This window comes from Methyloversatilis universalis EHg5, from assembly GCF_000378945.1.
Taxonomy (GTDB): domain Bacteria; phylum Pseudomonadota; class Gammaproteobacteria; order Burkholderiales; family Rhodocyclaceae; genus Methyloversatilis; species Methyloversatilis universalis_A.
On record NZ_KB900539.1, the window covers coordinates 2,323,807 to 2,344,875 of the forward strand.

The following is a 21,069-nucleotide window of genomic DNA, read 5'->3' on the forward strand; positions in this document are numbered from 1 at the left end:
CAATCAGGCGGCCGCAGCTTTCGGCGGCGGGGCCAGACGCGGCTTCGCCTGCACGCCCAGCGAAGGCACGTCGAAACCGTGATCGAGATCGAGCAGCGGGAACAGCAGGTCGGCAACCCGGTGCGCCTCGTCGATCAGCGGCCAGCCGGAGAGGATGAAAGCCCCCGTGCCCTGCGCCGCGTATTCGCGCAGGCGGGCAGCGACGTTCTCGGCACTGCCGACCAGCGTGGTGCCCGATGCCGGACCGAGAATGTCGAAGCCGAACCAGGCCGGCCCGATCCACACGTTCGGATAGATTTCCAGATCCCTGGCACTGGGCAGGCGGCCTGACAGCAGGGTGTCGACGTTCTTCTGGATGATGGGGTTGTCGCTTCTGTAGTTCTCAAGCGTCACGCCCGGCGGCAGCTGGCGCTCAGCGGAACGGCGCGCATGCTCGACCGAGGACTTGCTCAGGAACCACTCGGCCTGCGCCCACGCCTCCTCCTCGGTTTCCCGCACGATCACCTGCAGCCGCGTGCCGTACTCCAGCGTGCGGCCGATCTTGGCCGCCTCGGCACCGACGCGGCGGAACTTGTCACCCAGCAGCGGCGGCGTATTGGCGAAGCTCAGGTAGACATCCAGCAGCTCGACCGAGTGCGCGACACCGGCCGGCGACGTGCCTGCGCCCCACAACGGTATGCCCGGCAGCTGGGTCGGCGGATTCCAGGTACCCATCGGACTCGGGCCGCTGTTGCGCGGCGCCAGCTTCACGAACTTGCCGTCGTAACCGCTGGTGTCGCCGGCATAGACACGCCGGAAGGCGTCCCAGTATTCGCGGCTGAAGTCGTAGCGCTCGTCGTGCGGGTAGTGCACGCCCAGCGCAGCCAGCCCGGCGTCGTTGCCGTTGATCACGTTGAACAGCAGGCGGCCGTTGGAGAAGGCGTCGAAGGTCTGCGCGTACTTGGCCAGCACCGCCGGCGACAGTTCGCCCGGGTGCTGCGCCACCAGGAAGCGCATGCGCTCGGTCGCCGAAATGAGGGCGGAAGCGACCACCAGGCTTTCATTGGCACTGGTGCCCAGCAGCGCACCGTAATAGCCGAGCCGGTCGATGGTGACCGCGAGCTGTTCGAGATGGCGGAAATCGGTTTTCCAGCGCCCCTTCGGATCCCAGGGATAAGGGCCATCGGGTGCGGTGAGATACCAGAGCAGCTTGATCGACATGGCGTTGCGCGTCCTCTTTGTGAACCGTGTTCTTGAATGATCGGGAACACGTCTTTCAGCAGCATTCATGCCATGCGCCCCGCCCTGCCCCACGCGCTGCCCCACGCCAGCGCACCTCGGCCGGCAGCGCCGCCCTGCCGCTTTCAGGCGCCCGGCTCCCGCGTCTTCCGCACTGCGCCCAAGTCGACAGCCCTGCCGAAATTTCCACCCACGGCACTCGTCAGCTGCGCACGGCTGCGCAACAAGCGACCGGAAGAAGGCATGCCGAAGGGTTTTCGCCATGGCACGCGACGTGCAAAGAAGGCGGGCGACCTGCGCGCGCACCGGGACCACCCGGCGACGACGACGCGGGGCAGACATTTCAAGACAGGAAGAAGCTCCCCATGCACAGACGTACACAACTTTCGGCGCTGCTCATGCTCGCCTTTCCGCTGTTCGCACAGGCTCAGGCCGCCGGCGCGAACACCCCCGCCGCCGCAAAGGACGACAGCGCCGAACCGGCGCTGCAGAAACTGGTGGTGACCGCGCAACGTCGCGAACAGACCGCACAGGAAGTGCCGGCCGCGCTGTCGGTCATCAAGGGCCAGGATCTCGGCGGCAATGGCGACACCTTCCTCGGCGACGCGATCAAGTTCGTGCCGAACGCGGCCGCGCAGAAGGCTGACGGCGACACCCGCCCGCGCTGGTACATCCGTGGTCTGGGCACCGGCGACACCGGCGTGTCCACGGTCTATCCGACCGGCATCTACGCCGACGACGTCTATCTGAATGCGCCAATCGCCGGTGGCGTGGCGCTGTTCGATCTGAGCCGGATCGAAGTGCTGCGCGGCCCGCAGGGCACGCTGTACGGCAAGAACACCACCGCGGGCGCGGTGAACATCCTGTCCAACAAGCCGGTGTTCGAAAACGGCGGCTATCTGACGCTGGGCGCCGGCACCAAGAAGCTGCGCACGATCGAAGGCGCGGTGAATGGCGTGGTGAGCGACACGCTGGCCATCCGCGCCTCCTTCTACGACGAACAGCGCGACGGCTTCACCCGCAATCCGCTGCTCGGTGAAACCGTGGGCGACGTGGACAAGCGCGCTTACCGGCTGCAGTTCCTGTTCAGGCCGAACAGCGACTTCGACGCGCTGGTGAAGCTGCATTCGCGCACCTACGACGGCGACGGCAACACCGGCTCACTGCCGGTCGGCACCTATGCCGCCGGCTACGTGCGCCCGTCCGGCCGCATCCTGGAGGCGAACTTCCCGAGCACCAGCGAACTCGAGCACGACGGCGCATCGGCCACGCTGAACTACCGCTTCGGCGGCTATCAGTTCACCTCCATCACCGCCTTCGACAACATCAAGAACAAGACCTTCAGCGACGCCGACAACCTGCCTTCCACCGCCGGCCAGACCGACCAGCGCAGCTACGGCAACACGCGTTACGACCAGGTGTCGCAGGAATTCCGGCTCGCCTCGCCGAAGGAAGAACTGCTGCGCTGGATCGTCGGCGCCCACTACTTCCAGGAAGACATCGATTCGGTCGCGGTCACCGCCAACCTCACCACCGGCACGCCGCGCTTCCAGCAGACCAGCATCGAGCACGACACCCGCAGCTTCGCGCTGTTCGGCAACGTCACCTACGACTTCACCGAAAAATTCTCGACCACCGCCGGCCTGCGCTGGACGCACGAGAAGAAGAAGCTGGACATCGGCCTGCTGACCTACCAGACCGCTGCCGGTTTCAACTCGAATCCGTGGTGGCGCGCCAATGCGCTGATCACCCCGGTGCTGGCCGGTGCCGCCACCGCCAACGGCTCGCGCCATCCGGAAGACAGCTGGAGCGAGTGGACTTTCGACATCACGCCGGAATACCGCGTGACCGACAAGATCCTCACCTTCTTCCGCTATGCACGCGGCTTCCGCTCAGGCGGCTTCAATACCGGCATCGGCGGCAACCTGAACACCGCCACCACGGTGAAGCCGGAATACCTCGACGCCTACGAGATCGGCGTCAAGACCGAATGGCTGAACGGCCGCCTGTTCGCCAACGCCAACGTGTTCCGCTACGACTACTCGGACATTCAGGTGAATCTGCTCACGCAGAACCCCTTCGGCGCCGGCGTGGTGACCGCGCTGACCAATGGCGCCAAGGGCAAGGTGGAAGGTGCCGAACTCGAACTGCTGGCCCGCCCGGTCGACGCACTGGTGCTGCGCGGCAGCCTGGGCCTGCTCGAAACCGAGTACACCGACTTCGGCGCAAACACCGGCAACGCCTTCGTGCGCTCGCCCAAAGTCACCGCCGCGGTCGGTGCCGAATACACCTTCGGTCTCGGTGACGGCAGCCAGATCGTGGCCGCGGCCGATGCCAACTACCGCAGCCGCGAGTTCTTCCTGGTCGACCGCCAGAGCCAGAGCGCCTTCCCCGACCTCACCCAGGAAGGTTTCAGCCTGTTCAACGCGCGCCTGAGCTACATCACGCCGAACAAGAAGCTGCGCGTCACCGGCTATGTCGACAACATCACCGACGAGCTGTACCAGAACCACGGCCGCCCGAACGGTCCGAACGGCTCCGGCCGCTTCATCCACACCTACGGCTCGCCGCGCACCGTCGGCCTGACCGTCACCACGGTGTTCTGAGCGCGATCTGCGCCAACGCGGACAGCCCTGAGGGCTGTCCGCATTCCTCATTCACTTACGACAGGACATGCGATGAGCCACGTTTCCGAAGTCAGGGCCCCGGCTGCCGCCGAACCCGCACGCGCCGTCACCATCATCCGCAGCGACGATGAGGCCATCCGCGCTGCCCACGCCGCCGCCGCCATCATTGCCGAACTGGCGCGCGACCCGGCCAGCGAAAAGCAGCTGCCGGTACGCCAGGCCGACCTGCTGTCGTCCTCCGGCCTCACCGGCATTTCGGTGCGCCCGGAATACGGCGGCCTCGGCGCGTCGATCAGAACCATCGTCGACACCGTGCGCATCATTTCTGCCGCCGACGGCGGCGTCGGCCAGATCCTGCAGATCCATCACGTGATGGCGCGCGGGCTGGTCAATGCCGAATCCGAAGAGGTGCGCGCCTTCTTCTCGCGCGAACTGCTGGCGGGCAAGCGGCTGGGCAACGCACTTGCCGAGGTCGGTGGCAAGAACAAGTTCGACCAGAAAACCCGCGTCGAAACCGACGCCGAAGGCAGGCTGCGCCTGAATGGCGCCAAGTTCTACGCTACCGGTTCCTACCTCGCCGACTGGATTTCGGTTTCGGCCCGCGGCGCCGACGGCACGCCGGGCGGCGCGCTGGTATCGCGTCACGCACCGGGCGTCACCGCGCTCGACGACTGGCACGCCTACGGCCAGCGCCACTCGGTCAGCGGCACGGTGCTGTTCGATAACGTCGAGGTCGACCCGTCCATCCAGACGCCGCGCGGCAAAGGCCCCTTCCCGCGCACCGGTCTCACCTTCCCGCAGATCCTGCACGCCGCGATCGACACCGGCATCGCCTCCGGCGCGCTGGCCGCTGCCATCGACTACCTGAACACCCACGCCCGCGCCTGGGTGGAAAGCGGCGTCGAACGCCCGACCGAAGAGCCGCTCATCATCAACCGCATCGGCCAGTACGCAGTCGCGGTACGCGCTGCCGAAGCCACGCTGCGTTACGCCGCCGACGTGTTCGACCAGCACCGCGCCGCACCGGACGACCACGACCTCGCGACCGAACTCATTCTCGCGGTGGCCACCGCGCGCGCGAAATCGGACGAGGCCTCGCTCGCCATCGGCAGCGACCTGTTCTCGCTGCTCGGCGCCAGCAGCTCGCTGGAAAAGTGGAACCTCGACCGCTTCTGGCGCAACGCACGCGTGCACACCACGCACGACCCGATCCGCTGGCGCCTGCAGCACGTCGGCAATTTCTATCTGAATGGCGTCGATCCGGGCGAGTACAACCAGATCACCCAGGCGCGTCAGGGTCTCTGATCAGATTGCAGGGCGACACCGAAGGCCAGGGCGCTTGCCCTGGCCTTTTTCGTTCACTCCGTGAATACAGAAAATACGTTTGGAATAATATCGATCACAACCACCCGGCTTCTTGCCGGACCTCGCCGAGTTCAGGCGTGTTGCAAACCATGCCACCAGGTGACACACTTTTCACACATCCCGTGTTTTCAAGACCCGTTATTTCGCACGATGGCTGCGCAAGACCGAACTGAGCGATGCGGACCTGTGCCGGGCCATCGCTGAAATGGAAGCGGGACTGGTGGACGCCGATCTGGGCGGCAACGTGGTGAAGAAACGTATCGGGTCGGCCGGTCGCGGCAAACGCGGTGGAGTACGAACCCTTGTTGCCACGCGCAGAGCCGCACGCTGGTTCTTCGTGTTCGGGTTCGAGAAGAACGAAAGAGCCAATGTATCGACGACCGAACTGGACGCACTTCGATTGCTGGCAACAGAGTTACTCGCCCTCACCGACTCGCAGCTCGACAGTGCGTTGATCGATGGAACCGTGCAGGAGATATGTCGTGACCACTGACAGTCGCTCGAAAAGCCGAATTCTCGATGCAGTGCATGAAACGGCCCTCGACCTGCATCGTCTCGGATTCATCGACAAGCGCATGCAACAGAAGCTGGAAGTGCTGTGCGTGAAACCGATTCCGCCTTACGACAGCGCCCGGATCCGTGCCTTGCGCGAACAGTTGAAATTGAGCCAGACCGTGTTTGCATCGGTGCTCAACACGAGCCCATCCACGGTACGCAAGTGGGAGATCGGGGAAAAGCGCCCCAGCGGTCCATCGCTCAAGCTGCTCGATCTGCTGGACCGCAAGGGACTGGAAGCCATTCTCTGAACTGAGGACTCAGCCCACCGCGCGTAGGCCGGAGCGCTCGATGCGCCCCTTTCCGGTGACCAGCGGCAGCACCTCCTCGCCGATCCGGTAGGCCTCTTCCAGATGCGGCGTGCCGGCGAGGATGAAGCCGTCGGCGCCGAGCGCGATCAGTTCGTCCAGTTTCTGCGCCGCCTGTTCGTAGGACCCGACGATGCCGATGGCCGGGCCGCCGCGCAGCAGGCTGAAGCCGGCCCACAGATTGGGGGCGATGATGAGGTCCTCGTAGCGCTGCGCGTCGGCCGGGCGGTAGCCAGCCTGGCGGCTGACGCCGACCGAGTCCCCGCCGCTCTGGCGGAAGGCATCGCGGCGTTCCGGGCCGAGCGATTCGAAGCCGGCTTTCACGTCGGCCCACGCTTCCTCTTCGGTCGGCCGCGCGATGATGTCGACGCGGATCGCGCACTTGATGCGCCGGCCCAGTTCGGCGGTACGTTCCTTCACCCGCGCGAACTTCTCGGCCACCTGATCGAAAGGTTCCAGCCACGACAGGTAGAAGTCGGCGTGCCTGGACGCCGAACCCAGCGCGGCGTCGGACGAACCGGAAAAATAGATTTCCGGCAGTCCGGTGGCAGCCAGCGCGGACGGCAGCCTGCCCTGCTCCACCTGGTAGAAGCGGCCGTCGTAATCGAAGGGGCCGTCACCCTTCCAGACCCCCTTGAAGATGTCGAGAAATTCGGTGGTGCGGCCGTAGCGGTCGTCGTGCGCAAAGCGGTCGCCCCACCACAGCTGGGCCGGGCCGCCGCCGCCGGTGATGATGTTGAACAGCATGCGGTCGCCGCTCACGCGCTGCAGCGTGGCGGACATGCGCGCCGCTTCGACCGGATTCAGAAAGCCCGGCTGGAAAGCCAGCATGAAACGGAAGGTTTTCGTTTCGCGCGCGAGGTGGGCGGCGATCACCCAGGGGTCGTCAGTCATCGGAAAGGACGGAATGAGCCCGCCCTGGAAGCCGGAAATTTCGGCCGCCTTCGCGATCTGTGCCAGATGGTCGATATAGCTGCTGCCGTCCGGCTCGCCGTGCAGCAGGCCCGGCGCCTGGTTGCCGTCGCGCAGCGGCCACCAGTCGCCGCGGGTCGATTGCGGCCTGCGCACGGTGCTGATGTCGCCATGCGTGGGCAGGCGCCAGAAGAAATCAATGGTCTGTGCGGCGGATGAAGCGTGGGTCATGATCAGGCGGCCTTCCTGCCGAGCAGTTGCCGCACACGCGGCAGAAGGTGTTCGCCGACGCGATACACCTCGTCGAGCGAACGCGGTGAGGACAGTTCGAAACGATCGACGCCCTGCCGGTGCAGCGCGACGATGCGCGCGGCCAGTTCGTCGTAGCTGCCGGCCAGCAGGTCGGGGGCGTGGGCCAGACCTGCGCGTTCAGCCTCAAGCCGTGCACGCGCGCCGTCGTCGTGCGACACGATGCGGGCGCGCAGCGCCACCTGCGGCGAACGGCCCGCGCGACTTGCGGCCTCGCGCAGCAGCGCGATGCGCTCGCTCAGTGCCTCGCCCAGCGTGAAGGCGTGCACGTCGGCCAGCCGCGCCGAACGCGCGATGTCTTCGGCGCTGTCGCCGGCCAGTGTCAGTTCCGGGAAGGGACGGCCGGACAGAGGCCCCTGGAAGCCGCCCTCCAGCACCGAGAAGAAAGGACCGTCGTGACTGAAGTGCGCGGACTCGATGACGCCGCGTGCCACGGTGACGAAATCCTCCAGCCGCGCACCGAGGTCGCCGCTGCCGACGAAATCGCCGAGCCGGCGCCGGCGCGCCGCATCGTCCGACGATTCGAGCGCCCAGCCGAAGCGGTTGCCGCTGTAGCGCTGGAAGCTCACCGCCTTCTTCGCCGCATACACCGCAGAGCCGGCGCCCGGGCTGAAGGTGGCGACCAGCTTCAGCCGGCGCACTTCGCGCGCGAGCGCGCCGAGCACGATGAGGGCGGCGTCGCCTTCCGGCTCGTCACCGGCCACCAGACCGTCGAAGGCCACCAGTTCAGCAGCGCGCGCCACCTGAACCACGTGGTCGAAACTGCCGTAGCGGCCATGCCGCAGGTCGTTGGCCGCAGGCAGGCGCGGCGCGTTGCCGGCCGCCAGCGCGTCGAAGGCGCGGTTGCGCGCATCGTCCGCGCCGGGCAGGCGCCAGTAGAAGGTGGACGACATCGGAAACTCCTCGGGTACGACGGGATGGTGGGAATGCGATCAGCCCGAGCGGCGCCGGGTCAGCGGCACCACCGCCTCGCTGCGCGGCGCATCGGTGGCGGTCAGTTCGGCCAGGATGTCGTCCTTGAGCCGGTGCAGCAGCGGTGCGGCGCGGTCGCGCGGATGCGGCAGGTCGACATCGACGATGTGCGCGATGCGGCCGGGATGCGCCTGCATCACCGCCACCCGGTCGCCGAGGTAGAGCGCCTCGTCGACGTCGTGGGTGATCATGATCATGGTCGAACCCTGGCTCATCCAGATGCGCTGCAGCTCGGTCTGCAGATGCACCCGGGTCAGCGCGTCGAGCGCGCCGAAGGGCTCGTCCAGCAGCAGCACCTTGGGTTCGTTCACCAGCGCCCGGGCGATGGCGGCGCGCTGGCTCATGCCACCCGACAGCTGGTGCGGGTAGGCCTGCTCGAAACCGCTCAGGCCGACCAGCGCGATGTGCTCGCGCACCAGCCGGTCGCGCGCCGCGGCCGACATGTCGCGCCGGATCAGCGCGAACGCCACGTTCTGTTCCAGCGTCATCCACGGAAACAGCCGGTGGTCCTGGAACACCAGGCCGCGTTCGAGCGAAGTGCCGGCGACACGGCTGCCGTCGAGCGCGATATGGCCTTCGTAGTCGTCGTCCAGGCCGGCGATCAGCCGCAGCAGCGTCGACTTTCCGCAGCCGGAGGGGCCGACGATGCTGAGGAACTCGCCCGGATGCACGTCCAGGTTCAGGCCGGTCAGCACGGTCAGTTCGCGCTGGTCGAACAGGAAGCGCTTGCGCACTTCCTTCAGCTGCAGCGCGCCGGAGCGGAGCGCCGGCTGTTCAGGGGTGCGCACCACGGCGCGCGAATCGATGTTCATGTCGAGGTTCCGGAATTCAGGGGGCGGAGCGGGCCGGATCAGGTGCGCACCGGCCGCCAGCGCAAGGCGTGCCGGCTCAGGCGGGCCACCAGCAGATTGATCGCGAAACCGGTCAGGCCGACCACCGCGATGCACACCACCACGATGTCCAGCCGCGCCTGCAGCTGACCGTGCTGCATTACGGTGCCCAGCCCGAAGCCGGTCGGAAACAGCAGTTCGACGCCTATCGTGGCGATCCAGGCGAAGGCCACCGACTGCAGCAGGCCGGTGAACAGCGAGGGCAGTGCCGACGGCCAGCGGATGCGCCAGAAGGTCTGCCACGGCGTGAGCCGGTACAGCTGGCCGACCTCGAGCATTCGCGCCTCGACGCCCTTCAGCCCCTCATAGGTGTAGAGCACCGCCGGATAGAAGGCGGACAGCGACACCACGATCACCTTGGACAGATCGCCGCTGCCGAACCACAGGCCGATCAGCGGCAGCCAGCCAAGCAGCGGCACCTGGCGCAGGCCGTGGTACAGCGGCGTGAGCACCCAGTCCACCGGTCGCAGCAGCGCCATCGCCGAACCCACCGCGAGCCCGGTCACGCTGCCCCAGAACAGCCCGCCGAAGGCATTGCGCAGGCTGTTGCCGTAGGCGGTGAGCAGATCGCCGGACTGCCACAGTTCGCGCAGCGCGCCAGCCACCTGGGCCGCGGACACGAAGGCGAAGGCGTGCTCGCCACCGTGGCGCGCCTGGTGATCCCACAGCAGAATCAGCGCCAGCGGCACCAGCAGGCCGAGCGCGATGCGGGCCGGCAGACCGGCGCCGTAGCTGCGCAGCGCCGCGCTCATGCCGCCGCTCCGGCCGGCTGGGCACGCCAGCGCAGCAGACGTGCCTGCAGCAGCACGAAACCGCGGTCGAGCGCGAAACCGATGACGCCGCACACGACGACGCCCACCATGACCACGTCGAGCCGGAACATCTGGCGCCCCATTTCCATCATCTGCCCGATGCCGCTGTCGGCCACGATCAGTTCGGCCGCCACCAGCACCAGCCAGGCGCGGGTCAGGCTGAGCCGCACACCGGACAGCACCGCCGGCACCGTGGCCGGTATCAGTACCCGCCACACCAGCGAGGGCAGCGGCGTGCGGTAGATGCGCGCCACCTCGAACCAGGCCTTGGGCACACCGCGCACGCCGTCCAGCGTGGACAGCGCGGTCGGGAAGAAAGCCGCCTTGGCGATGATGACGATCTTGAACACCTCGTCGATGCCGAACAGCAGGATGAGCAGCGGAATGAAGGCCAGCACCGGCACCTGGCGCAGCGCCTGGAACAGCGGGTCGAACAGCCGCGCGAAGGTTGGCGACAGTGCGGCCGCCAGACCGAACAGCAGCCCGGCGCCGCTGCCGATCGAGAAGCCCCACAGCAGACGCTGCAGGCTTTCGCCCAGATGGCGGGCCAGTTCGCCGGAGGCGGTGAGCTGGCCGAAGGCCGCGAGCACCGCCTGTGGCGACACCAGCACCTCGGGCGGAAACACCCGCGCGGCGCTCAGCACCTGCCAGGCCAGCAGCACCGCCAGCGGCGACGCCACCATGACGCTGCGGCGCAGCGTGGCTTCGTCGATGCGCGCAGCACTCACCGGGCTGCCACCTTCTGTTCGGCCTGCGGCGTCCAGTAGCCGTCGAGCGGCAGACCGCCGGCGGACAGATCGCGCAGCGCCGCAGCCAGGAAACGGTCGTCGATGATGTCCTCGACCTGCACCCGCTTCTGCACCAGGCCGTTGGCGTGGATGTATTCGGCCACGTCGCTGAAGTGCTGGCGGTAGAAGCCGTCGAGCAGCGGCGAGAAGCGGTCCTTCCAGCCCACGCGCGGGTCATCGTAGTCGCGCGCGATCAGGTCCACCGGCAGGTTGCCGCGCGACGCCATCTGCAGCACCCTGTCGCGGTTCTCCTCCTGCGCCTGCCAGTGCGCCGCCTTCACGTAGGCGGCCACCACCAGCGTCGTGATGTCCGGATGCGCGTCGGTGAAATCGTGGCGCGCCCACAGGCCGGTGCGCATCTTCCAGTGCAGCGGCGCGTCCTTGGTCGACCAGATGATGCGGCCGGCCCCCTGCTGTTCTGTCACCAGCGCCTCGCTCAGCGTGAAGGTGGCGTCTACCTTGCCGGCCGCCAGCGCCGCGTGGCCGGCCTGCGGGTTCAGGTTGTAGATCTTGAAGTCGTTCAGCGTGAGGCCGTTCGCGTCGAGCAGCTTGGCGAAGGTGAGTTCCCACGGCCGGCCGCGGTGAATGGCGATGGATTTGCCCTTGAGGTCGCGTATCGACTGCGCTGCCAGCCCCTTGCGCACCACCAGATAGGCGTTGTTGCCCTGCCCCGGCGACAGCACGGTGCGGATGTCCACGCCGCCGGCCTTGGCGATCAGCGCCGGGAAGTCGCCATAGGCCGCGAAGTCGATGCGCTTCGCGGCAAAGCCCTCGTTGATCTGCGGCCCGCCGACCGCCGGCGACACCGGCTCTATCTTCAGCGCCACGCCGCGGCGCGCCAGTTCCGCCTCCAGCCAGCCCTGTTCCAGAATGATCTGGGTAGCACCGCTGAACACCTGCTGGCCCTGGTGCGGCGACGAGATCGCGGCGATGGTGAGCGTGGTCAGCGGTGCGCCGGCCGCAGCGGGCCGGGCGGCTTCGCTGCGCGGCACATCGACCGGCGCGACCGGCTGTTCAGGTGACGGACGCAGCGCCAGATAGGCGCCGAACGAAAAGGCGGCGGCAACGGCCAGACCGAAGCGTCGGGTGAAAAACGACATGATGACCTTCCTGCAGCGCGGGATGTCCGACAGGACGGAATGTCCGCGCCGGATCTGCATGCCGCAGTGCAAGAACGATGCCGAAAGTTCTTCGATGGCCGGAAAACGAGGCCCGGCGCCACATCCGGTGCGGCGCCGCGTCGATCACGCGCTGAGCGGAAGGGTTGCCCGGAGCGCAGCGCTGCCGATCCATGCGCACCGCTGCGCAGATCTGCGCAGTCCGGTTTCCCCGCCTCGTCCGCCTATCCGGCCGCAGCGATGCTGCGTCTGAACATGAGCAGCGAAGCGATGAACAGCGCGGCGGCGATGGCCGCCATCGCGAGCAGGCTGGGCCACACCACGTCCAGCCCGGCACCGCGGTACAGCACCGCCTGCGCGAGGCTGACGAAATGCGTGGTGGGTGCGAACTGCATGATGAACTGCACCGCCTGCGGCATGCTCTCGCGCGGCGTCATGCCGCCGGACAGCAGCTCCAGCGGCAGGATGACCAGAATCATCATGAGCCCGAGCTGGGGCATGTTGCGCGACAGCGTGCCGATGAAGATGCCGAGCGAGGTGGTGGCCAGCAGCTGTATCAGCGCCCCGGCCATGAACAGCGGCAGCGAGCCGGCGATCGGCACCGCCAGCGCACCGCCGATCACGAAGTGCAGCGACAGGCCGACCGCCACCCACACCACCAGCGCCATCGCCCACACCTTGGCGAACATGATTTCGAAGGCGCCGACCGGCATCACCATCAGGTGTTCCAGCGTGCCGTGCTCGCGCTCGCGGATCAGTGCGGCACCGGTCAGGATGACCGACAGCAGCGTTACGTTGTTGATCAGTTCCATCACGCTGCCGAACCAGGCGCTGGTCAGGTTGGGGTTGAACAGGATGGTGGGCGCCAGCTCGATCGGCGCAACCGTTTCGGTCCGCCGGTGCTGCACGAATTCCGCCACCTCGCCCAGCACGATGTTCTGGATGTAGGTGGCGCCGATGAAGGCCTGGCTCACCCGCATCGCGTCGATGTTCACCTGGATGGACGGCTGTTCGCCGGCCAGCACGTCGCGCTCGAAATCCGGCGGAATGTCGAGCACGAAAGTCCAGGTGCCGGCGTCCAGCCCGGGATCGACCGCCGGCGGCGCGATCATGTCCGGCCGCCTGAAGTACGGGCCGTAGAAGGCACCGGCGATGCGCGCCGACAGCACAGAGGCGTCCTGGTCCACGATGGCGATCGGCGCGTTGTGCAGCTCCTGAGACGTGGCGGTGGCCGCACTGTAGATGCCGCCGGAAAACGCCCAGGCGATCATGATGAGCAGCACCTTGTCGTGCCACAGGCTCATCAGTTCCTTCAGCCCGAGTCGCCAGGCGTTGAGCAGGCGGCGGCGCATCATTTTTCCTGCTTCTTCAGCAGCCATACGCTGAGCAGCGTGAGCACCGGAACGAAGGCGGCCATCGCCAGATAGTCGGCGTACAGGTCGCGCAGTTCGAGCGCCTTCGAGAACAGGCCGCGACTGATGGTGAGGAAATAGGTGGCCGGGAAGAAGGTGCCCATGGTGCGGCCGGCGCCTTCCAGCGAGGACACCGGATGGGTGAGCCCGGAAAAGGTGACCGTGGCCAGCATGGTCACCACCGCGGTCGCCGCCAGCGCGGCGATCTGGGTCTGCGCGAACGAGGACATGAGCAGGCCGATGCCAGTGGTGGCGGTGACGAAAATGAGCGCGGCCAGACTGAGCGCGGCCAGGCTGCCCTTGAGCGGCACCTCGAACACGAAGATGGCCAGCAGCACCAGGCCGTAGAAGCTGGCCATGCTCACCGCGATGTAGGGCAGCTGCTTGCCGAGCAGGAATTCCAGCCGGGTGACCGGCGTGGCGTACAGATTGGTGATCGACCCCAGCTCCTTCTCGCGCACCACGCCCACCGCCATCAGGATGGCCGGGATGAAGGTGAGCAGCAGCGGGATGACCGCCGGCACCATGGCATACACGCTGCGGAAGCCCTGGTTGTAGCGGTAGCGCATGTCCAGCTTCGCCGGGTAAGCGGTGGCCGGCAGCCCTTCGCGCACCACCGCCTGCTGCAGGAAGTCGGCGTGCAGGCCCTGCACGTAGCCGAGCGTGGTTTCGGCGCGGAAGGGCATGGCGCCATCGACCCACACGCCGATCTCGACCGCGTGACCGCTGCGCAGCCGGCGCCCGAATTCGGGCGGAATTTCCAGCGCCACGCTCAGTTCGCCGGCGCGCATGCGGCGGTCCAGATCGTCGGCGCCGGCCAGCGGCGGCCGTTCGATGAAATAGCGCGAGCCGGCCATGTTCTCGATGTAGGCACGGCTTTCCGGCGTGTCGTCGCGGTCCAGCACCGCGAACTTGAGGTCTTCCACATCCATCGAAATGCCGTAGCCGAGGATGAGCACCAGAATGACCGAACCCAGCATGGCGAAGGTGAGCCGTACCGGGTCGCGCATCACTTCCAGCCATTCGCGCCGCGCGTAGGCCAGCAGCCGGCGCAGGCTGAAGGCCGGCGGCTGCGCGCGTTCCGCCGCCGGTGGTGCGGCCGCCGGCGCCGGCCCGGCGGGCGCTTCGCCGCCACCTGCTGCGGTGTCGGCGGTCGCCTCTTCCAGATAGGCGATGAAGGCTTCTTCCAGACTGGCGGCGCCGCGCCGGGCGATCAGCGCGGCCGGGGTGTCGCTGGCCAGCACGCGTCCGGCATGCATCAGCGAAATGCGGTCGCAGCGCTCGCCCTCGTTCATGAAGTGGGTGGACACGAAGATGGTCACGCCGTCGCGGCGCGACAGCTCGACCAGCAGCCGCCAGAAGCCGTCGCGCGCCACCGGGTCCACGCCCGAGGTCGGTTCGTCGAGGATGAGCATGTCCGGCCGGTGGATGACCGCCACCGCCAGCGACAGCCGCTGGCGTATGCCCAGCGGCAGGCCGGCCGCCGCGCTGTCGAGATATTCGGCCAGCCCGAAGCGCGCCACCATTTCGTCCACCCGGGCCGGAATGTCGGCCGCCGGCAGGTGGAACAGCCGGGCGTGCAGCACCAGGTTCTGCCGCACGCTCAGTTCGCCGTACAGCGAGAAGGCCTGGGTCATGAAGCCCACGCGCATGCGGGTGGCCATGTCGCCCGCATTCACCTCGCGGCCGAACAGCAGCGCCCTGCCCTCGCTGGGCGGCAGCAGGCCGGTGAGCATTTTCATCGTGGTGGTCTTGCCGCAGCCGTTGGAGCCGAGGAAGCCGAAAATCTCGCCGCGGCCGATTTCGAAATCGACATGATCGACCGCGGTGAAATCGCCGAAGCGCATGGTGAGGCCCTCGGCCACGATGGCCGGGCCGTCGGTCTGCGCGCTGCGCGGCGGCACCACCAGCACTTCGTGATCGCGCCGCTTCTCTTCAGGCAGCAGCACGATGAAGGCGGCGTCGAGATCGGCGGCGCCGGTGCGTGCGCGCAGTTCGGCCGGCGTGCCGGTGGCCAGTACACGGCCGTCGTCCATCGCCGCCAGCCAGTCGAAGCCGGCGGCCTCGCCCATGTAGGCGCTGGACACCAGCACGCTCATGCCCGGCCGGCGCGCGCGGATGCGCTCGATCAGCTGCCAGAACTGGCGGCGCGACAGCGGATCGACCCCGGTGGTCGGCTCGTCGAGGATGAGCAGATCCGGGTCATGGATGAGCGCGCAGCACAGGCCCAGCTTCTGTTTCATGCCGCCGGACAGCTTGCCCGCAGGCCGGTCGCGGAAGGCGGCCAGCCCGGTGGCGGCGAGCAGTTCGTCGATGCGCGCGGCGCGCTCCGCGCCGGCATGGCCGAACAGCCGACCGAAGAAATCGACGTTTTCGTACACCGACAGCGTCATGTACAGATTGCGGCCCAGGCCCTGCGGCATGTAGGCGATGCGCGGGCAGACAGCCGCGCGGTGGGCACGGTCGGCCATGTCGCCGCCGAGCACGCGCACGCTGCCCTGCTGTATCACGCGCACGCCGGCCACCAGCGCCAGCAGGCTGGACTTGCCGACGCCGTCCGGCCCGATCAGGCCGGCCATGCAGCCGGCCGGAATGTCCAGCGTGATGTCGTCCAGCGCAACGGTGTCGCCGTAGCGCAGACCGACGCCGGCGAGCCGCGCGACCGCGTCCGTCATGGTGCTGCGGAGGGTTTCGGTGTGCCGACCAGCGGCGGCAGCGTGGCCGGCCACGGTGCATCCGGATCAAGCCGCACCCACGCCACGCCGGGCAGGCCAGTCTTCACCTGCTTCGCGTGCGCCTTCAGCAGCTCGGGCGGAATCTTCACCCGCACGCGGAACATGAGCTTCTCGCGCTCGGCTTCGGTTTCCACCGACTTGGGCGTGAACTGCGCCTGCGGCGACACAAAGCTCACCGTGGCCGGAATCGAAATGTCCGGCCGCACGTCGAGCACGATGCGCGCTTCGGCGCCGATCGCCACCCGGCCGGCCTGCGAGGTCGGCAGGAAGATGGTCATGTAGACGTCGGTGATGTCGAGCAGCGTGAGCACCTTGCCGCCGGCCGCCAGCACCTCGCCCGGCTCGGCCAGCCGGTACAGCACGCGGCCGTCGGCCGGCGCCAGCAGCCGGGCGTCGTGCAGGTCAACGCGGATGCGCTCGCTGCGCGCTTCGGCCGCCGCCACCGCGGCTTCGGCCTGCTTCACCGCCGCCTGCGCCGCCTCGATCGACGACTGCGCCCCGCGCAGCTGCGAGGTCGCGGCACGCTGCGCCTCTTCCGCGGAGCGGCGGTTGGTGCGGTCGACGTCCAGCTTCTGGGTCGAAATGAAGCCCTTGTCCACCAGGCGCTGGGTGCGCTCGATGTCCTTCTCCGCCAGCGCGAGCTGGCTTTCGCGCTGCGACACCACCGCACCCGCGGTCGCCATGTCGCTGCGGCGCTGCGCGACCGCCGCCACGGCGGCAGAGCGGCTGGCCCTCGCCTGCTCGATCTGCGCGTCGCTGATCTGCAGTTCGGCTTCCAGCGCGCGCACGTCCATGCGCGCCACCTCCTGCCCGGCCACCACATCGTCGCCTTCGCGCACCGCCACGCTCTCCAGCCGGCCGCCGGTCTTGGCCGCCACGTCGATCTCGGTCGCCTCGATGCGCCCGTTGCCGGACGCGAAAGCGGCGGGCGGCGCCGGCGCGTTCAGCGTGCGCCACGCAAAATAGCCGGCCACGGCGGCGACCGGCACCAGCAGCAGAAGAACAAGACGGCGTCGGGATGCACTCATGAATGCGCCCTGCAGGATGAAGTCATGCCCCGATTCTGCCGCGTGGGCATTTCAGCGTCTTGATTTTTCGCAACGCAGCATCCCGTGGCCGCAACAGTGTCAGCTGCACACCCTGCAGGCAGAACCGGACAAGGCCCAGGCAGCCCGGTAGGGTGTGCTCGCCAGAGGCGAGCGCACGCAGCTCAGACATGAAAGCGCAATGCCCGCCAACCTGCCGCGGCCGACCGGCCCGCCACGACGCCCGCCGGGAAAGATTCAGCTGCCGGACAACGCCAACGCGCACAACATCAGCAGCAGCACCGCGTGCGGAAATGCCACGGTGGGCTTAAGCGCGGCACCGGCGTACTCCGCCAGCAACCCGACCGCGCCCGGCCGGCCTGCCTGCCACTCGCGGTGCAGCCGGAAGGCGGCACTGGCATCGGCCCCCTCGGCGATCAGCCCTTCGATCTTCAGCAGCCGCGTCCCCAGCCGCGCCTGCACCGTGCGCAGCATCGCCTCGGTCACCCACACCACCGCCAGCAGCGGCGCCGCCAGTTCAAGCGGAAAGGTAAACAGCATGCAGAACACCGCCAGCGCCACCGCCGCCAGCTTCACGCCAATGGCGCAACGCTCATGGCGCTCGTGGTCCTGCTGCAGGGTGGTCCATTCGATGTGGAGGGGCGACGAAGCGGGAGCATTCATGTGAGCAACGGTGAGACCGGAAAGAAGCAGGAAAGGCCGCAATCTATCCGTTGCCGGCGCGGCATGCCCGGGCATGCGTCAGGGTTCTGGTGTGAAAGGCCGAGAAGCGGGTCTCTGCCATGGTCCCGGCCCCGACATGGCCGCGCAGGTGCGAACAGAAGACGTCGCCAGACCGAACTTTCCGCTCGAGGAGCCCCCACCGCCGCTCCACTCGGATGAATGACTGATGGAACCGACACCGTGGATATGCTCCACTTGTCTGACATACAAGAGGTGAGGTTTTTTGTGCTCGTTTAACAGTTAGTTATCCGGCACACAGCGCCGTAACAAATTGAAAAAAAGAAGTAACCCGTGAAAATCCTTTGTGTTTATCAGGCGGCATCCATAGTTATGGAGCAAAACTTCGCCAGAAAACAAAGTTAGGCCCGCCAAGAACGACATCCGATGACTCTGCCGAAAATTCCCTCCCCTCCGTCCCCGGACACCTTAGACCTCCTGATTCGAGCAAGGTCGCTGCTGGAGCATGCGGTTAGTCATTCGACCTCGGCGTCGGGCGTCGATCCGATCATAGTGGTTCACGGCTTGGACAATTCAATTGAGTATCTTGTGCGAATCATCGCACGCCATATCGACTACGAACTACTCACCGGCGACTCCCTTGAGAAGAGCGGCCTGCTAGAGATCATCGCGAAGCTCAATAAACACCTGAAGGCCAACTACGCCGTCGCGCTGCCGCACTTTGAGGACATCCGAGTACTTCGTCAAGCCAGGAATCTTGTGCAGCACGCTGCAATCGATGTAGCCAAAGACCTCATCCACTTTGTTCGAATTACGCAGCGCTTCTTTGACGCAGTTGTGCCAGCCATCTTCGGATTGCAAGCGAACCGCCTCTCCATTTCGCAGCTGATTCAAAACCCTCAAATAAAGCTGTATCTTGAAGAGTCCGAGACCCATCTAAAGCAGGCTCAATATCTCGAGTCAGTAGAAGCTGCTCGAGATGCCTACGAAAACGCCTACCTATCCCATCTGGCCGAGTCTAGGCTGCGCACTTTTGCACCTGCAGCAGTATCACTAAACCGAAGCACGAGCCCAGAAGAGAGTTACCTACTTGAAACGCTCGCTGATGAGTTGCAATCGCTTAGATTGGGCGTCAATCCCACTCGGCTTGATCGATTTCGAAGAATACTCGATCACATCCCGCATGACCGCAGAATTGACGAACGCGGGAATATGGTAATGATGCGCCCTTGGCAAGAGAGCGATGCGCAATTCTGCCTAAGTTTCGCCAACGAATACGCACTAAAGTGGCAGCTAGACACCCTGGAGCCGTTGAACTCGCAGCCGAAACCCCTCGATCAATATCGAATAGATGAATTCGTGGACGATCAATCCATTGAGACTGAATCTGGATTAGGCTGCGGATTCGGTGGCTTGGAAGGCCGCGACGGACAGCTCTGGTACGTAGGGGAGAAGACAATTGGAACACTGCGAGGCCTAAAAGTCGGTCAAACCTATCGATGGGGTTCCACACACTACAAGAATGGAGTGATCTCGACGAAGATCTCCTACGAAGCCACTCTCACTCAGTTTCACCTCAGAGTGGCAACAACGCGCCCGAAGAGATGGGAAGTGTTCTTGTGGCGCGCTAGAGTTCCTTTCACCTGGCATCGAGATGATTTCGCTGACGGCCAATGGAAATCTGCTAGTATTGATCTAAACAAAGCTGACGCAGAAACCCTGTGCACTCTCTACCCAATAGATCATGAAGCCGCAGCCAAAGTGATTGCACTACGAATGGCGCTGGGAGAGATAACATCCCTTGAGCAATTGGAGCGCATATCGGGCATATCGAAGCAGCAGCTCGATTGGCTCACAATGTTCACCCATCGATAGACGTAGCATGCCGACGTCCGCGCGGGGCGGGCCTAACCCCTCGTATATGGACTCCCCCCAAAATCAAGACTGACCGATAGTCTGGTTTTCCCGGGTAGATCACTTGCAGTCGTATATCCGGCATCCGTAGTGGGTTCTGAGTGACCCGTGCCGACATGGAATCTGCGCGGGGCGCGCCAATCGATACAAACGGCACGCATTTCGCTGCCGGAAGAGTTATCGGCGTTCGTCCCCGTGGGTGTGACCCGGTTGGCCATGATGAGCGATCTGTCTCGTGGCAAGCGGTGGCGGGAGGGGGTGACTCTGCTCAGGCAGCCACGGCGAACGAAGCCCGGGCTGCCTTTCTTGCCAGCCGGGGTTGGGGTTCACCGTAGGCGGTGGCATCGCGCAGCACGCTGTAGCAGATGCGCGCGAGCTTGTTGGCCAGTGCGCACGCGGCCTTGTTGTGGTGGGTACGCGCCTGGATGTTCACCGCCCACTGGCGCAGCGCATCCAGCTGCCGGTCAGCTTTGGCGGCGAGCGTGGCGGCTCTGAGGCAGGCGCGCGCGCCGTGCGTGAGCAGCATGTGCAGATACTTGTCGCCCTGCTTCGAGATGCGCCCGAGCTTGCGGGTCGATCCCGATGAGTGTTCGCGTGGCGTGAGCCCGAACCCGCTCGCGAATCGAGGGGTGGATGACAGATCACGCTTCCAGCATCCGGCAACGCACCCCACAAAAGAAAACGGCGGGCAGAGGCCCGCCGTTTTCCTTGCCACCGCAGAACTCAGCGGTTGGCGACGTACATGGTGATTTCGAAGCCGAAACGCAGGTCGGTGGCCTTCGGGGTTTCCCAGCTCATATTGATCTCCTCGGTTGTGGATAGGCTCTTTCGCAGGCCCGGCGGGGCGCGGTTGCGCTCCGCCTGACCTGCACTGCCAGTATCGTCAGCCGCTGTGGCGTCGGCCTCGGCAGAGGTCTGAACTCAGTCTAAGGAAATTCATGAAGCCATGATCCGGAAGACTTTTCGGCCCGGCCTCGCTCAGTCGGCCAGCACCAGCTTCACGTCGATGTTGCCGCGGGTGGCGTTGGAGTACGGGCACACGATGTGGGCGCGGTCCACCAGGCCCTGCAGCTGTTCGCGCGGCAGGCCGGGCACCGAGATGGTCAGTTCGACCTCGATGCCGAAGCCGGTCGGGATGGCGCCGATGCCGACGCGGCCGGTGATGCGGGCGTCGGCCGGGATCGCGACCTTGTCCTGACCGGCAACGAACTTCAGCGCTCCCAGGAAGCAGGCGGAGTAGCCCGCCGCGAACAGCTGTTCCGGATTGGTGCCCGGGCCGCCGGCGCCGCCCAGTTCCTTCGGCGTGGACAGCTGGATGTCGAGCACGCCGTCGGACGACACGGCACGACCTTCGCGGCCGCCGGTGGCGCTGGCCTGGGCGGTATACAGAACCTGTTCAATCGACAT

The 21,069-nt window shown here is 66.3% G+C and carries 17 protein-coding genes and 2 pseudogenes; 5 read left to right on the forward strand and 14 right to left on the reverse strand.

All coding sequences use genetic code 11. The annotated features are described in order from the left end of the window. Nucleotides 1–3 precede the first annotated feature (3 nt). On the reverse strand, nt 4–1,200 hold the full coding sequence (locus tag METUNV2_RS0110735; RefSeq protein ID WP_018229477.1) for an LLM class flavin-dependent oxidoreductase: 1,197 nt from the start codon (nt 1,198–1,200) through the stop codon (nt 4–6). Nucleotides 1,201–1,583: 383 nt separating this feature from the next. Between METUNV2_RS0110735 and METUNV2_RS0110740 the strand changes: the two genes are divergently transcribed. The 4 genes and pseudogenes from METUNV2_RS0110740 to METUNV2_RS0110755 all read left to right on the forward strand — a co-directional run bounded on the left by METUNV2_RS0110740 (nt 1,584) and on the right by METUNV2_RS0110755 (nt 6,016). Continuing rightward, on the forward strand, nt 1,584–3,824 hold the full coding sequence (locus tag METUNV2_RS0110740; protein ID WP_018229478.1) for a TonB-dependent receptor: 2,241 nt from the start codon (nt 1,584–1,586) through the stop codon (nt 3,822–3,824). A gap of 72 nt (nt 3,825–3,896) precedes the next feature. After that, on the forward strand, nt 3,897–5,150 hold the full coding sequence (locus METUNV2_RS0110745; RefSeq protein ID WP_018229479.1) for an acyl-CoA dehydrogenase family protein: 1,254 nt from the start codon (nt 3,897–3,899) through the stop codon (nt 5,148–5,150). Nucleotides 5,151–5,343: 193 nt separating this feature from the next. Beyond that, nucleotides 5,344–5,703 (forward strand): annotated as a pseudogene (locus METUNV2_RS19105) (type II toxin-antitoxin system RelE/ParE family toxin); the annotation flags it as partial. Further along, complete coding sequence (locus METUNV2_RS0110755) at nt 5,693–6,016, forward strand: helix-turn-helix domain-containing protein (RefSeq protein WP_026188068.1); 324 nt, start codon at nt 5,693–5,695, stop codon at nt 6,014–6,016. The pseudogene METUNV2_RS19105 and the gene METUNV2_RS0110755, both read left to right, overlap by 11 nt. A gap of 9 nt (nt 6,017–6,025) precedes the next feature. Here the strand turns inward: METUNV2_RS0110755 and METUNV2_RS0110760 are convergent, their stop codons facing one another. The 10 genes from METUNV2_RS0110760 to METUNV2_RS0110805 all read right to left on the reverse strand — a co-directional run bounded on the left by METUNV2_RS0110760 (nt 6,026) and on the right by METUNV2_RS0110805 (nt 17,730). After that, nucleotides 6,026–7,216 carry an LLM class flavin-dependent oxidoreductase gene (locus METUNV2_RS0110760; RefSeq protein ID WP_018229482.1) on the reverse strand — a complete coding sequence of 397 codons (1,191 nt, stop codon included), beginning with the start codon at nt 7,214–7,216 and terminating at the stop codon, nt 6,026–6,028. 2 nt (nt 7,217–7,218) lie between these two features. After that, entirely contained in the window at nt 7,219–8,187 is a 969-nt protein-coding gene (locus METUNV2_RS0110765) for an LLM class flavin-dependent oxidoreductase (protein WP_018229483.1), read from the reverse strand. Nucleotides 8,188–8,226: 39 nt separating this feature from the next. Then, nucleotides 8,227–9,078, reverse strand: a complete 852-nt coding sequence (locus tag METUNV2_RS0110770) for an ABC transporter ATP-binding protein (protein WP_018229484.1) — start codon at nt 9,076–9,078, stop codon at nt 8,227–8,229. A 38-nt stretch (nt 9,079–9,116) separates the two neighbouring features. Then, nucleotides 9,117–9,908 (reverse strand): ABC transporter permease, encoded by a 792-nt coding sequence (locus METUNV2_RS0110775; RefSeq protein WP_018229485.1) that lies wholly within the window; start codon nt 9,906–9,908, stop codon nt 9,117–9,119. Beyond that, nucleotides 9,905–10,696 (reverse strand): ABC transporter permease, encoded by a 792-nt coding sequence (locus tag METUNV2_RS0110780; RefSeq protein ID WP_018229486.1) that lies wholly within the window; start codon nt 10,694–10,696, stop codon nt 9,905–9,907. Before METUNV2_RS0110780 ends, METUNV2_RS0110775 begins: the two co-directional genes overlap by 4 nt. Further along, on the reverse strand, nt 10,693–11,856 hold the full coding sequence (locus tag METUNV2_RS0110785) for an ABC transporter substrate-binding protein (protein ID WP_036271344.1): 1,164 nt from the start codon (nt 11,854–11,856) through the stop codon (nt 10,693–10,695). Before METUNV2_RS0110785 ends, METUNV2_RS0110780 begins: the two co-directional genes overlap by 4 nt. A gap of 242 nt (nt 11,857–12,098) precedes the next feature. Further along, nucleotides 12,099–13,226, reverse strand: a complete 1,128-nt coding sequence (locus METUNV2_RS0110790) for an ABC transporter permease (protein ID WP_018229488.1) — start codon at nt 13,224–13,226, stop codon at nt 12,099–12,101. After that, nucleotides 13,226–15,961 (reverse strand): ribosome-associated ATPase/putative transporter RbbA, encoded by a 2,736-nt coding sequence (gene rbbA, locus METUNV2_RS0110795; RefSeq protein WP_026188071.1) that lies wholly within the window; start codon nt 15,959–15,961, stop codon nt 13,226–13,228. The genes METUNV2_RS0110790 and rbbA overlap by 1 nt, the downstream gene beginning before the upstream one ends. Beyond that, a complete protein-coding gene (locus METUNV2_RS0110800; protein WP_018229490.1) occupies nt 15,958–17,049 on the reverse strand; it encodes an HlyD family secretion protein in 1,092 nt (363 codons plus the stop codon). Before METUNV2_RS0110800 ends, rbbA begins: the two co-directional genes overlap by 4 nt. Nucleotides 17,050–17,304: 255 nt before the next feature. Further along, nucleotides 17,305–17,730, reverse strand: a complete 426-nt coding sequence (locus METUNV2_RS0110805) for a hypothetical protein (RefSeq protein WP_026188072.1) — start codon at nt 17,728–17,730, stop codon at nt 17,305–17,307. Between the two features lie 444 nt (nt 17,731–18,174). On the opposite strand from METUNV2_RS0110805, the gene METUNV2_RS0110810 reads away from it, so the two are divergent. Further along, complete coding sequence (locus METUNV2_RS0110810; protein ID WP_026188073.1) at nt 18,175–19,623, forward strand: ComEA family DNA-binding protein; 1,449 nt, start codon at nt 18,175–18,177, stop codon at nt 19,621–19,623. A 307-nt stretch (nt 19,624–19,930) separates the two neighbouring features. On the opposite strand, the pseudogene METUNV2_RS20355 reads toward METUNV2_RS0110810, so the two are convergent. From METUNV2_RS20355 to METUNV2_RS0110825, 3 genes and pseudogenes are all read right to left on the reverse strand, one after another. Next, nucleotides 19,931–20,287: pseudogene (locus tag METUNV2_RS20355) on the reverse strand (transposase); the annotation flags it as partial. Nucleotides 20,288–20,385: 98 nt separating this feature from the next. Next, the gene (gene pqqA, locus METUNV2_RS19620; RefSeq protein ID WP_008060142.1) at nt 20,386–20,460 is read right to left on the reverse strand and encodes a pyrroloquinoline quinone precursor peptide PqqA; all 75 of its coding nucleotides are present in this window, start codon (nt 20,458–20,460) and stop codon (nt 20,386–20,388) included. Nucleotides 20,461–20,640: 180 nt separating this feature from the next. After that, nucleotides 20,641–21,069, reverse strand: a complete 429-nt coding sequence (locus tag METUNV2_RS0110825; protein ID WP_018229495.1) for an organic hydroperoxide resistance protein — start codon at nt 21,067–21,069, stop codon at nt 20,641–20,643.